The 13,317-nt window shown below is 43.9% G+C and carries 10 protein-coding genes; all 10 read right to left on the bottom strand.

Annotated elements, in window-relative coordinates:
* The 10 genes from ACVW0P_RS06615 to ACVW0P_RS06570 all read right to left on the bottom strand — a co-directional run bounded on the left by ACVW0P_RS06615 (window position 1) and on the right by ACVW0P_RS06570 (window position 13,227).
* Window positions 1-1,452, bottom strand: a complete 1,452-nt coding sequence (locus tag ACVW0P_RS06615) for a phytoene desaturase family protein (RefSeq protein ID WP_457131371.1) — start codon at window positions 1,450-1,452, stop codon at window positions 1-3.
* An 8-nt stretch (window positions 1,453-1,460) separates the two neighbouring features.
* Complete coding sequence (locus ACVW0P_RS06610) at window positions 1,461-2,204, bottom strand: NIPSNAP family protein (RefSeq protein WP_457131370.1); 744 nt, start codon at window positions 2,202-2,204, stop codon at window positions 1,461-1,463.
* A gap of 116 nt (window positions 2,205-2,320) precedes the next feature.
* Window positions 2,321-6,466: a two-component regulator propeller domain-containing protein gene (locus tag ACVW0P_RS06605; protein WP_457131369.1), complete on the bottom strand. Its 4,146-nt coding sequence runs from the start codon at window positions 6,464-6,466 to the stop codon at window positions 2,321-2,323.
* A gap of 168 nt (window positions 6,467-6,634) precedes the next feature.
* Window positions 6,635-7,399 carry a 3-keto-disaccharide hydrolase gene (locus ACVW0P_RS06600; protein ID WP_457131368.1) on the bottom strand — a complete coding sequence of 255 codons (765 nt, stop codon included), beginning with the start codon at window positions 7,397-7,399 and terminating at the stop codon, window positions 6,635-6,637.
* 25 nt (window positions 7,400-7,424) lie between these two features.
* Complete coding sequence (locus tag ACVW0P_RS06595) at window positions 7,425-8,300, bottom strand: sugar phosphate isomerase/epimerase family protein (RefSeq protein ID WP_457131367.1); 876 nt, start codon at window positions 8,298-8,300, stop codon at window positions 7,425-7,427.
* A 54-nt stretch (window positions 8,301-8,354) separates the two neighbouring features.
* Window positions 8,355-9,239: a hydroxypyruvate isomerase family protein gene (locus ACVW0P_RS06590; RefSeq protein WP_457131366.1), complete on the bottom strand. Its 885-nt coding sequence runs from the start codon at window positions 9,237-9,239 to the stop codon at window positions 8,355-8,357.
* Window positions 9,240-9,241: 2 nt separating this feature from the next.
* Window positions 9,242-10,492, bottom strand: coding sequence for a nucleoside permease (locus tag ACVW0P_RS06585; RefSeq protein ID WP_457131365.1), 1,251 nt, complete (start codon window positions 10,490-10,492; stop codon window positions 9,242-9,244).
* A gap of 40 nt (window positions 10,493-10,532) precedes the next feature.
* Entirely contained in the window at window positions 10,533-10,967 is a 435-nt protein-coding gene (locus ACVW0P_RS06580; RefSeq protein ID WP_457131364.1) for a c-type cytochrome, read from the bottom strand.
* 34 nt (window positions 10,968-11,001) lie between these two features.
* Window positions 11,002-12,054, bottom strand: a complete 1,053-nt coding sequence (locus ACVW0P_RS06575; protein WP_457131363.1) for a sugar phosphate isomerase/epimerase family protein — start codon at window positions 12,052-12,054, stop codon at window positions 11,002-11,004.
* A 3-nt stretch (window positions 12,055-12,057) separates the two neighbouring features.
* The gene (locus ACVW0P_RS06570) at window positions 12,058-13,227 is read right to left on the bottom strand and encodes a Gfo/Idh/MocA family protein (protein WP_457131362.1); all 1,170 of its coding nucleotides are present in this window, start codon (window positions 13,225-13,227) and stop codon (window positions 12,058-12,060) included.
* Window positions 13,228-13,317: the final 90 nt, after the last annotated feature.

Genomic DNA, 13,317 nt, shown 5'->3' with positions numbered 1-13,317 from the left:
TTAATTTAGTTTATCTACCGATATATTAAAAACATCCTTTAAAGCTTTTTTAGCGGCATAATGTCCACACATGCCATGCACACCACCACCGGGCGGGGTTGATGATGAGCAGATATACATCCCCTTATGTGATGTTTTGTAAGGCGAATATCGCAATGCCGGGCGGGTAAATAACTGACCAAGATCTATCACCCCACCGTTAATATCGCCGCCTATATAATTGGGATTATACTCTTCTATCTGCGCGGTATCCATGGTGTGTTTGGCAAGTATCACATCTTTAAAACCTGGCGCATAACGCTCAATTTGATTTTCGATTATTTCCGTCATGTTTTTGGTGGAGCCGTTAGGCACATGGCAATATGCCCAGGCGGTATGCTTGCCTTTTGGCGCGCGGGTATTGTCGTAAAGGCTTTGTTGCGCAAGTAGTACAAATGGTTTATCGGGGTGCTTACCGGTCCAGGTTTGCTGCTCGGCATCGCGGATCTCGTTTAGAGTATTGCCCAAGTGCACTGTTCCGGTTTTGCGGCAAGCTTCGGCCTCGAAAGGAACTTGTTCGCTAAGCGCCCAGTCTATCTTGTAAACACCCATACCATAACGGTAACGTTCAAGCTGCCATTTGTAAATAGATGAGAATTTATGCCCGGCTATCTCTAACAATTGCTTTGGAGTGATGTCAAACAATAAGGCATGCGCGGATGGCAACTGATCTAAAGATCTGATGTAAGTATCTGTTTGGATGGTACCACCTAGCAATTTGAAGTAAGATGCCAGCGCATTGGCTATACTGTTAGAGCCGCCTATAGGAATAGGCCAGCCCCCTAAGTGCCCTGTTGCCATCAATACCATCGCAATTGCGGAAGTTGCCAGGTTAGTGATGGGTTGCATTGAATGCGCTGCCATTCCGGCTATTAAGGCCTTAGCCTGTTTGGTTTTAAACTGGTTAGCTAACATAGTGGCCGGTTTCAGTGCATCAAGCCCAAAACTTGCTAATGCGAATGGGTGCTTTGGGAAATGTAAAGGGCCTAATACGTCGGCATCTATCAAGGGCCAATTTTTGGTGACCAATCCCATAAGCTTGCGATAGGCCTTTTCATCGTCGCCCAAATGCTGTGCAGTAGTATCGATACTCCGACAGAGTACGGCCGGTTTGGCGTGCTCTAATGGGTGAGCCGCGTTAATTTCCGGGTAAACATAGTTCAACCCATGATTGGCCAGTGGTAATGTTTTAAAAAATGGCGAAGCTGCTGCCAGCGGATGTATGGCTGAGCAGATATCGTGCTTGAAGCCGGGTAGTGTTAATTCAGCGGTACGCAGGCCGCCGCCTATTTCGCTTTTACCTTCGAGCAGTAAAACTTTAAGGCCTTTTTGCTGCATGAGGATTGCAGCAGCCAACCCATTGGGACCCGAGCCTATTACAATTGCGTCAAAATCCCGTTTTTCAAGCGCCATGGTTAAATTTAAAAATCCGAGTAATCTGTTGGGTACAAAAATGTGATTTCTGCCTTGGATACGTTATTTTGGAACTCTTTACGCGACGAAAGGCCCTTCCATTGTGCATCCTTACCAAAAGCGTCCCAATGTTTATCCCTGTCCGCTTTATCATTAAAAGTGGTGAGGTACATCAGGTTTGGCATTTTACTGCCTGCAATAACATTGCCATAAAATACAGGATTAAACCCTAAACGGTCGAACAGGTCGGTTTCGCCGCTGTTGAACATACGTACCTTATTAAGGTTTAAAGCTTCGGTGGGGCTTTCGTAACTGCGCAATTCATAAACACGCTTGGTGCGATCGCCGGATAACGTTATCGCTAAAGGGCGCGGCCGGGTTGTAAACGCGGTTAAGATAATCGTTTCTATGCGGCTGTATGGTGCTTTGTTATATGCGGCGTTAGTATATTCCTGATTGTTAGCTGCAAAAGCGTTTGGCTCTTCTGCAGATACATTGTGCTTTTCAAGCGATCCCCAATTCTTAAAAGGTATAAAAACATAAATTTTCCTGTCAGCAGTATCAGTTTCTACCGGCTTAAGTACGCCAACATTTGTAAATCCTTTTTTGTGCAGCATGGGCAGGTAAGCACTTTTAAGGTAGCTATCCAATACATCTTCTTGCGCCGGGGTTTTAAAATGGTAAACTTTAATCTCGTAGTAATTACCTGTGGGGGCAGATTGAGCTTTTAATATCGTAGATGATACTATCAAAAGTAATATTAGTCCCGCACATCGGGAAACGTTTATATAGAACAGCATAAGGGTGATATTTAAGATGGCTAATTTATTCAAAAATAACGCATTTACACCTTTAGGCTGATACTTTGTTATTTAGGGTTGTAGTCAGCGAGAACATCCATTAGCTCCTGCAGTTTCAGCGGTTTGCTAAGATAACCGTTCATGCCGGCATCTAGGCAATCTTGCTTGTCTTCTATTAAAGCATTAGCCGTCATGGCTATAATGGTTGGTTGATGCTGCAGATTCTGGCGGATAAAGCGGGTAGCTTCTAACCCGTCCATTTCCGGCATTTGCACATCCATCAGCACCATATCGTACTTTTTACTTTCCAGGGCGTTGATAGCATCGTGGCCATTCTCCACCAGATCGGGTTTATATCCCATCTTTATCAAAATATATCTGGCCAGCTTTTGGTTTACGGCGTTGTCTTCGGCAATTAAGATATTTAGCGGGTGTTGTTTGGCGAAATCTTCGGAGAATGGCGTTTTTACAACCTGTTCGGCAACAACCACCTCGCTGTTTATCTTTAGCTGCTCTATAATATGTTTGTAAAGCGCCTGGTGCTTGGTAGGTTTTGTTAGTGCTACGTTAAACAAGTGCTTATTTTTACGGCTCTGCTCATTGCCCATAGAAGTTAACAGGATTATTGGCATCTGGTTTTCTTCGCGGATCTTACCCGCAAGTTCTACGCCGTCTAACCCCGGCATATTCATGTCTGATATGACCAGATCGATAACTTTATTCTTATCCAATTCCTCCAAAGCCTCCATTCCGGATGCAGCCATTACAGGAATAAAGCCCCATTGCTTTAATAGTTCTTCCAATATATCGCGGTTCGTCTTATTATCATCAACAACTAAAATCTTTTTGTTTTGGATCTCGGCTACATTCAAGTGCACATAATTGCGTTGCGCTTTGATGCCAACCTTAGCCAGTATATTGAATGAGAAGGTTGTTCCCTGCCCCACTTTACTTTTCACATCAATATCGCCGCCCATCAGGTTCACCAGTTTTTCGCTGATAGCAAGGCCCAGGCCGGTGCCACCGTATTTACGCGTAGTACTTGAGTCTACCTGAGAAAATGCCTTGAACAGCCTGTTGATCTTATCAGGCGGAATACCAATGCCCGTATCACGGATCTCGAACAGTAAGTCGAACTTACCATCCGCATCTCCTTTTAATTTTACGCAAATAAATACTTCCCCTTTGGCAGTAAATTTAAGGGCATTACCCACTATGTTGATAAGCACCTGCCTTAACCGAAAAGCATCGGCCATGATTTGTGACGGCACATTGTGCTCTACCTGGTAAACCAAATCGAGATTAGAGCGGGCGGCTTTTTCGGCAAATACGTCAAGCACGGCTTCGATGCAATCGCGCAGATCAAAATCCTGCTCATCCAATTCCATATTGCCCGATTCTATCTTAGAGAAATCGAGGATGTCATTTATCACATTAAGCAACGCGTCGCCGCAGGTTTTAATGGTTTCAGTATACTCCTGCTGCTCGCTGTTTAACGGCGTATTTGACAACAGCGCAGCCATACCCATCACCCCATTCATCGGGGTGCGAATTTCGTGGCTCATGGTAGCCAGGAAAATACTCTTTGCTTTATTAGCTTTTTCGGCTTCTTCGCGAGCCTTCTCGGCATCTTCGCGTAAAACACGCTCGTCATTACTCATTTCGGCAAGGCGCTCGGTGCGGTCTGCCACTTGTTTTTCCAGTACCGCCTTTTGTAATTTTATAGCCCTTACCCGTAAAATAAAAATGGTATAAATAAGCACCGCCAGCAACATTAACACCAGCGTTTTAAACCACCAGGTTAGCCAAAACGGCGGGATGGTAATGATTTCTAAACCAGTGGTAACCGGCGACCATGCGCCTGCAGTATTCTGATACTTCAGTTTAAAAGTATAGGTGCCCGCAGGTAAATTAGTGTACGTTGCCGTGTTACGCGAGCCCACGTAATTCCATTCTTTATCAAATCCTTCTAAGATGTAAGCATATCGTTTTTTATCAACTGCTGAATAATCTAACGCGGCAAACTCAAGCGACACAATTGATTGCGTATGATTGAGCGTAATGCTTTTTGTATCGGCAACATCCTGTTTAAGGGGCGATGGGTCTTCAGCACTTTTGGCCGGGGCAACTATTTTGTTAAATAGCCTTAAGGCGGTAATAACCACCGGTGAAAAACCTTGCGGTTTTAAGATCTGACCGGGTGTAAAAGCGTTAAAACCGTTTATCCCGCCAAAGTAAAGCCTGTTATCCTGCCCCTTAAATGCGGAGTGCGATTTAAACTCATTATCCTGCAAGCCATCCTCAACATTATAATTCTTAAATGTTCGCTTAACCGGATCAAACATAGATAGGCCGGTATTTGTACTTACCCAAATTTTGCCACTGTCATCCTCGCGCGCTGCATAGATAATATCGCTTGGCAAGCCATCTTTTTTATTAAAAACGGTAAAGTGTTTGGTGACCGGATTAAACAAATTCAGTCCCGAGAAGGTACTGAGCCAGATATTCCCCTTACTGTCCTCGAACATATCGGGGACATTATCATTACTGATGCTGTTCTTTTTGGCGCTGTATTGGTAGCGGATAAATTTATTCGCAGCCCTGTCCAACAGGTTAAGCCCCCCGTCAAAAGTGCCCACCCAAAGGTTGCCATTCCTGTCCTCGAGCAGGGAGTAAACCTTATCGCTGCTAAGGCTGCGCGGGTCGTTACTATCGAACTTATAATTGGTGAATACTTTGGTCTTTTTATCGTAATGGCTCAGGCCGTTGTTATAAGTCCCTATCCAGGTGGTACGGTCTTTAGAATGTATGAGCGCGTAAATATTATTGCCCGGTAAGCCGTTGGGGTTGGCGGGGTTATTTTTAAGATTAGTAAAAATATTAGTTTTTGAGTTAAATATGCTTAATCCATCGCCCCATGTGCCTATCCACAAATCGCCATCGTGATCCTGGTTAACGGTGAGCACATAGTTTCCTGCAATACTATTTTTACCCGTTTTGCTTTGAGTATAATGAGTGATATTCCCTTCATTACTGTTGAATTTGTTTAATCCCCCACCGTCGGTGCCCACCCACAGGTTTTTGTCTTTATCCTGGTACAACGCCAACACAAAATCGTTCGACAAGCTATTGCTTAACGAGCTGTGCCTATAATGAGAAAAACTAGCCGTATTGCGTTTAAAGATGTTGATACCGCCGCTGTATGCGCCCAGCCACATATTGCCCATCCTATCTTTACAAATGCTGTAAAGGGTATTGCCATTTATGCTGCTTTTGTCAATATCATCGTGCTTATAATTGTTGACAATACCTGTTTCAGGGTTTAAAATACATAGGCCACCATTGTCGCTGCCAATCCAAATATTACCGTTATCATCGGCACTTAAACAATAAATAGTGTTGCTGGCAAGCCCGTTTTTTTTAGGATCGTATTGATACCTGGTAAAAGTTTTTGTTTGGCCGTTAAGTACATTAAGTCCTGCGTTTTGTGTACCTATCCAAAGGCGGTGTTTTGCATCCTCAAAAATACAACTGATTTGGTTGCCGGAGATGCTTTTGGCATCCTGCAAATTATTCATAAAGCTTTTAAAGGTATTGGTGCGTTTATCAAAAACCTGCAACCCGTCCGAAAACGTACCTATCCAAATATCCTTAGCAGTATCCATGTAAACGTAGCTCACATCATTATCGGTAAGGCTACCCGGCTTGTTATAATCGTGATTATAATGCTTTATTTTATTGGTGTGGGTGTCCAGGTAATCTACCCCTCCTTGGCCCGCTATCCAAATGTTGCCTTTTTCATCAACCGCAAGTTTGTGGAGGATGTTATTGGATATGGTATTGGTATTTTTATCATCGTGCTTATATTTGATGATGCGCCCTGTTTTACGTTCCAGCTTGTTTAGGCCAATGATAGTTGCCACCCAAATGTTACCTTCCTTATCCTCTACCACATCGGCTACCATGCTGCTGCTAAGCGAACCGGGGTCTTGCTCATCGTGCCTGTAAGTGGTAAATGTATAGCCATCGTAGCGGTTAAGGCCATCTCGGGTGCCTATCCACATAAACCCGCGGCTATCTTGTATAATCGCAGCTACGTTTATTTGCGATAAGCCCTCGCCCGTGCCAATATGCTCAAACTTCAGGTTTTGGTTTTGGCCAAAGCTGCTGATTGCGCAAAACATCAGGATAAAAAATATAAAATGCTTGTACATTAAATACCGGCTGTAATAAATAGTAAATTATTGGGTATATTGGTTTATAATTGCTTATACGAGGTAGGTTGTAATAAGTTCAAGATTTTAAAAAAAACAAATTGGCCGCAAAACAAGAATGCCCACCGTTTTCAGGGTGGGCATTTATATATATTTTTGGAGGGCTACTTATAATTCCCTTACCCAGATATTACGGAAGCTAAGCGGTTCGCTTTTGTCGCCGTGCGCCTGTAACTTAATAGGCGAAGGGCCGTGTGCTTTTCTGTAACCAGGTGTGCCAATGTATTGGGTTGGGCCTAAAAGTTCGATATTATTTTCTACCAACACTCCGTTAAATAAAACGGTTACACGTGCAGGTGTCTTAACTTTATCGCCATCAAATGTTGGAGCGGTCCAGATCACATCGTAAGTGTTCCAAACGCCCGGTGGCTTGGTTGGGTTTGCCAATGGTATAAATTGCTTGTATATGCTACCAGCCATACCATTAACGTAAGTTTTATTGTTGTACGAATCTAAAACCTGCAGTTCGTACCCATCGTCGCCTTTACCTATCGAGGCTAAGAAAACGCCGCTGTTACCACGTGCCTGGCCTGTACCGGCAATGCTTGCAGGTACTTTCCACTCGATATGTAACTGGTAATTGCCAAATGATTTCTTAGTTTCGATATTGCCAGATTGTTTGTTTACGGTTAATACATCACCTTTAACATCCCATTTGGCATCGCCGCCGCTGGCAACATCTTTCCATTCGTTAAGGCCGTTTTTGCCATCAAATAACACAACAGCGTCTGATGGGGCCTCTGTTGTTACCTTACCTGCGGTTACCACTTTAGGCACCGGCTCCCATTTTTCGGTATCTTCCGGCTTGTTTTGCGCGTTTGCCATATAGGCTGTGCCTGTTAGCAACGCGGTCAATATTACTTTATACTTCATAATGTGTTATGGTTTGATGATTGGCTTATATGTACAGTTTATGTTTTAAATAAGCACTGCTTTTGGCGATACTTACATAAGGATCTATATCGGTAAAATTTTCCTGCTCTACCAGATAGTGTTTAATACCTGCAAGTTTCGCTTTAGCCAATATGGTTTTGAAATCAATACTGCCAGATCCTATTTCAGTGTTCAGTTCAGGGTTGGTTTTATCCATATCCTTAACGTGTACCATGGCAAAACGGCCCGGGTGTTTCTTAAAGATGGATATCGGATCGTGACCGGCACGTACTACCCAGTAAATATCCATTTCCATTGCTACTAATGATGGGTCTGTTTTAGCAAGAATGGTATCGTAAAAAGTTGTGCCTTCTACCTTTTCCCACTCAAAATTATGGTTGTGGTAACCTAATTTTAAACCTTCTTTTTTGCAAACGGCAGCAGCTTTGTTCATCTTGTCTGCTATCGAGTTAAAATCGGCAGCTGTTTTAATAAAGTCGTGGTTTAAAGAAGGAATCACGATATAAGTTTGGCCGGTAGCGTGAGCAGCTTTTATGTAGCTGTTAAAAATATCCATTTTTCCGGTGCCAAAAAACTCGTCCATACCGTAGTGGCCGCTTGGGGTTTTCAACCCGTTGGCTTTTAATACGGCGCTAAATTCTCTTGCGCTAAATCCCCAAAAGCCGTTTTCAGATGAGTAACCAAAGGTTTCTACTTCTTTATACCCTGCTTTAGCAATTTTGGCAATTACGCCTTTAGGATCTTTTGGTAACTGATCGCGCAGGCTGTATAGTTGTATACCAACGCCGTTTAGGCTTTTTGCAGATAACAAAGATGGTGCAAGCACCATACCTGCCGACGCTAAGCCCGCCTGTGCTAAAAATGTTCTTCTACTTGTCATTATATTTTAAATTGGTTGATGTATCATTAATAGACCCGGTAAGAGCCTTATGGTTTAAACATCGCAAATATGTACCGCTTTGCGTAACGATGCCAGTTTATCTTTTTGCTTCGGTATAAACTCCTGCGCTACAAAACCTTTATGCCCAACCTCTAATACCGCGCGCATAATGGCTGGGTAAAAAAGTTCCTGGGTCTCATCAATTTCGTTACGGCCCGGCACGCCACCTGTATGATAATGCGCAATGTACTGGTGATGCTCGCGGATGTTACGGATAACGTCGCCTTCATCTATCTGCATATGGTAGATATCGTAAAGCAGCTTAAAGTTTTCCGATCCTAACCGCTTGCAAAGTTCGGCCCCCCAGGCGGTATGGTCGCACTGGTAATCTTTATGATCAATTTTGCTATTCAACAGTTCCATAACCAAAACAACGTTGTGCTGCTCGGCAAGTTTCACCATTGGTTTTAAACCCTCCACACAGTTCTTCCATCCATCCTCGTCAGTTTTACCGCGACGGCTGCCACTAAAGCAGATCAGGTTTTTATAACCCGCTGCCGCAACCTTGGGGATCATGGCTGTATATTGCTTGTGCAACTGCGCGTGGAATTGCGTATCGCCAAAACCATCCGTAAGGTTAATTTCGGCACCGTTACACATAGAGGAGAACAGGCCGTGCTTTTTAAGTGTAGGCCAATCCTCAGGGCCAACCAGGTCAATGCCTTTTATACCGATGTCTTTTGCGGCAGCGCAAAGCTGCTCTACAGATATATCGCCGTAGCACCAGCGGCAAACCGCATGGTTAATATTCCCTTTTAATTTATCAGCCATGGCTTCTTTTTGTTCCGACTTAAAAGACGACAGCATGCCCGATGCGCCAATTGCCGCAGACCCTGCAAGCAAACTCTTTATAGCCGATCTTCTGTTTGTATTAGCCATGGTTATACTTCTAAACGCCCTTTGGCTGAATCTACTGCCGCTATTGTTTTTTCATCTTTAAAGAAAGTGATGAATAACAGGAATACTACAGCTGCAATACCTGCAGGTATCAACCAGATCATTTTCCAATCGTGGCCGGCTGGTGAATTGTAGCTATCGGATATTAAACCCGCAATATAAAAACCGATAAGCATACCGATACCGTAAGTTGCCAGCGTTATCATACCCTGTGCAGCGCTTTTGTACTGCGGGCCTGCTTTTGAATCGGTATAGATTTGCCCTGATACGAAAAAGAAATCGTAACATACGCCGTGAAGCGCGATACCAATGATCAGCATAAAACTTAATTCGCCGGCGTTACCGTAAGCGAACAACACGTAACGTACAGCCCATGCCAGCATACCTACGAGGATAGTCCACTTGAAGCCGAATTTCTTAAAGAAAATAGGCAAACAAAGCAGGAATAACACTTCAGAGATTTGGCCGATGGTCATTTTACCGGTTGGATTATCAACTTTAATATCCGTTAAGAACGCGCTTGCATTCTGGTAGTAAAAAGCAAGTGGGATACAGATCAATATAGATGCGATAAAAAATACCGCAAAGTTTTTATCCTTTAAAAGTTTTAGAGCGTCTAAACCAAGCAAGGTTGATATCGTTACTTTACCTGTAGCCGCCTTTGGCGGTGTTGCAGGCAATGTAAAGCTAAACAAGCCCAATATCAGCGAAGCAATACCCGCCATTAAAAATGTTTTTTGCAGTAAACCGGCGCTGATACCATCTGGTGAATCCCAATGGAACAGATAGCTAATGGCTAAACCGGCAATGATCCAACCCATTGTACCGAAGATACGAATAGATGAAAATTCCTTTTCTGGATCGCCCATCTGGTTAAACGAAACCGAATTTACAAGTGCCAGTGTTGGCATATAAATAACCATGTAGCCTAACACATAGGGATAAAACACAGCGATATCTGCCGCTTTATACATCTGGTACATTAAAACCGCACCAATAATATGTAACACACCCAAGATACGTTCGGCGTTAAAATACCTATCGGCAATTAAACCAATAATGAACGGAGCAATGATAGCCCCCCATGATTGAGTTGAAAAAACTGCCCCGGTTTGTGCGCCGGTAGCGTGTAGTGTACTCCCTAAAAAGGGGCCTAAAGTTACAAACCATGCACCCCAGATAAAAAACTCCAGGAACATCATGGTAGATAACTTAACGCGTGTTGTTACGGTCATAATTGGTATTGGTTTAAATTAATTGGTTAAGTTGGTTTACTTATTTTACGGTTAAGATGTACTTAACCATTTCTTTTGCATCTGCTATAGGCAAATCTGGGTGGCCTGTCATACCAACGGTTCCCCAGTTACCGCTACCACCTTTTATTACCTTTTCGGCAAGCATATCAACGTCACTATCTTTGTATTTTTTTGCGATATCAACCAGCGCGGGGCCAATTACTTTGCTTTGCGCGTTGTGGCAAGTGTTACAGTCGCTGTTTGCCATCAGGGATTCGCCTTTATTGGCTGGTGTGCCGCTATTATTATCGGTACCAATTTTGTTTGCTGCTGTATCATTAGCCGCATTGCTTTGCTGTGCTACCGCATTGTTATTGCTTGATGCTGCGCTGTCGGTTTTATCACCTTGTGTTGCGTTACCACCGCAGGCTGCAACAGTTAAACTTATACCTAATATTACGAATATCTTTTTCATGAGTGTTGTTTTAGAGCGTTGTATATTAATGTTATTATAATCCAATTAGTGATCTGTTGAATGCATCATCACTTCCCGATGCTGCAAAATCATCAAATGCACGATCTGTTACCCTGATGATATGGTCTTTGATGAACTGCGCGCCTTCACGTGCACCATCTTCCGAGTTCTTTAATGCACATTCCCATTCCAACACTGCCCAGCCTTTGTAATCATGCTGGGTTAGCTTGCTAAATATGCCTTTAAAATCCACCTGCCCATCTCCCAACGAGCGGAAACGGCCTGCGCGGTCTATCCAATCCGAATAGCCACCGTAAACACCTTGCCTGCCCGTAGGGTTAAACTCGGCATCCTTTACGTGGAACATTTTTATGCGTTCGTGGTAAATATCAATATATTCCAGGTAATCCATAGCCTGTAATACAAAGTGCGACGGATCATATAACAAGTTAGCGCGCTTATGGTTGTTAACTTTACTTAAAAATCTTTCGTAGCTAACGCCGTCGTGTAAGTCTTCGCCCGGGTGGATCTCGTAGCAAAGGTCAATGCCGTTCTCGTCAAATACGTTCAGGATAGGCTCCCAGCGTTTGGCAAGCTCATCAAATGCTGCGTCAACCAAACCGGCAGGGCGTTGCGGCCATGGATAAACCATACCCCAAATAAGCGCACCGCTAAAAGTAACATGTGCGTCTAAACCCAGATTTTTTGATGCTTTGGCGGCAGCATGTAACTGCGATACCGCCCATTTTTGCCTTTCGGCAGGGTTGCCTTTAACCTGTGCCGGTGCAAAAGCGTCGAAGAGGCTGTCGTAAGCAGGGTTAACTGCTACCAGTTGTCCTTGAAGGTGTGTGGATAGCTCAGTAATTTCTAAACCGGCCTCGTTCACAATACCTTTTATTTCGTCGGCGTAGGTTTTGCTATCGGCTGCTTTTTGCAGGTCGATAAAACGCAGATCATTAGTTGGAAGCTGTACGCCTTTGTAACCCAAGCCCGCTGCCCATTGGCAAATCGACTTCAGATCGTTAAACGGCGCTTCGTCACCAATAAACTGGGCTAAAAATATGGCCGGTCCTTTTATGGTAGTCATTTGTTAGATAGTATATTTTGTCCATTTTTCGTTGCTTGCGTTTGAGGCAACAACGTTATTTATAAATGCCATGCCGCGGATGCCATCATCGATAGAAGGGAAATCAAGCCACTCGGGCTGAGGTTCGCGGCCTTCAATTTTGGCACTAAGCGCCAGTGCGAAGTTACGGTATAAGTTACCGAAAGCTTCCAGGTAACCTTCCGGGTGTCCGCCCGGTGTGCGGCAGTTTGATGTAGCGTATGTAGATAACCTATCGGCATAATTGCTGCCTGCCCTTAAGGTCTCGGCAGGTCTGTCTATCCATTTTACGGTTAGTGTGTTAGGCTCCATTTGTGCCCACTCTAAACTTCCCTCTTCCCCGTAAACACGGATCTTAAGGGCGTTCTCCTCCCCTGCTGCAACCTGCGATGCAATTAGTGTACCTGTCGCGTTTTCTTCAAAACGTAAAAGCACGGCACCGTCATCATCCAGCATACGGCCGTTAACCACAATATTTAATGAAGCGTTAAGCTCCGTTATCTTCAAACCAGAAATATATTCGGCAAGGTGCGCGGCGTGTGTGCCAATATCGCCCATGCAACCGCTTTTACCCGATTTTTTGGGGTCTGTACGCCAAGCAGCGCCAGCATTTCCTTCACGTTCAGATAAGCGGCTTAACCAACCCTGGATATATTCAACATAGATCTTTCTTACTTTACCAAGCTTGCCGCTTTTTACAAGTTGCTTTGCTTCTTTTACCATTGGGTAACCCGCATAGGTGTGGGTAAGCAACAGCATCAGCCCGGTTTCTTCAACCTTAGCTTTTAGCTGTTGGGCTTCTTCTAAAGTAAAGGTTACGGGTTTTTCTACAACCACGTTAAAGCCATTCTCTAAAGCCTGCATTGCCGGGGCAAAGTGGGCAAAGTTTGGTGTAACAATGGTTACAAAGTCCATACGTTCATCAGCCGGCTTTGGCGCTTCTGCTTTAAACATATCATCGTAAGTATTATAAATTCTGTCGGGCGCTAAAAAAAGCATGTTACCGCTTTCTTGTGCTACATCGGCATGCATGCTTAGGGCACCGCATACCAATTCAATTTGGCCGTCCATGTTGGCTGCAATACGGTGGATAGCGCCAATAAAGGCATCCTTGCCGCCGCCAATCATGCCCATGCGCAATTTTCTGTTACTCATATTATGTAAATAAACTGTTAAAAGCCTGCCTTGCCATATGCGGCAGAGCGGTTTTAAAAGTATAAAATTTAGAATGAAAATAAAAGCCCT

This window comes from Mucilaginibacter sp. UYNi724 (assembly GCF_054057495.1).
This window is presented reverse-complemented; position numbering and strand designations above follow the sequence as displayed.

Excerpts from the sequence above, each read along its gene's own strand:
- ACVW0P_RS06585 (WP_457131365.1), bottom strand. The coding sequence starts at position 10,492 with ATGACCGTAACAACACGCGTTAAGTTATCTACCATGATGTTCCTGGAG.
- ACVW0P_RS06600 (WP_457131368.1), bottom strand. The coding sequence starts at position 7,399 with ATGAAGTATAAAGTAATATTGACCGCGTTGCTAACAGGCACAGCCTAT.
- ACVW0P_RS06570 (WP_457131362.1), bottom strand. The coding sequence starts at position 13,227 with ATGAGTAACAGAAAATTGCGCATGGGCATGATTGGCGGCGGCAAGGAT.
- ACVW0P_RS06595 (WP_457131367.1), bottom strand. The coding sequence starts at position 8,300 with ATGACAAGTAGAAGAACATTTTTAGCACAGGCGGGCTTAGCGTCGGCA.
- ACVW0P_RS06605 (WP_457131369.1), bottom strand. The coding sequence starts at position 6,466 with ATGTACAAGCATTTTATATTTTTTATCCTGATGTTTTGCGCAATCAGC.
- ACVW0P_RS06615 (WP_457131371.1), bottom strand. The coding sequence starts at position 1,452 with ATGGCGCTTGAAAAACGGGATTTTGACGCAATTGTAATAGGCTCGGGT.
- ACVW0P_RS06580 (WP_457131364.1), bottom strand. The coding sequence starts at position 10,967 with ATGAAAAAGATATTCGTAATATTAGGTATAAGTTTAACTGTTGCAGCC.
- ACVW0P_RS06575 (WP_457131363.1), bottom strand. The coding sequence starts at position 12,054 with ATGACTACCATAAAAGGACCGGCCATATTTTTAGCCCAGTTTATTGGT.
- ACVW0P_RS06590 (WP_457131366.1), bottom strand. The coding sequence starts at position 9,239 with ATGGCTAATACAAACAGAAGATCGGCTATAAAGAGTTTGCTTGCAGGG.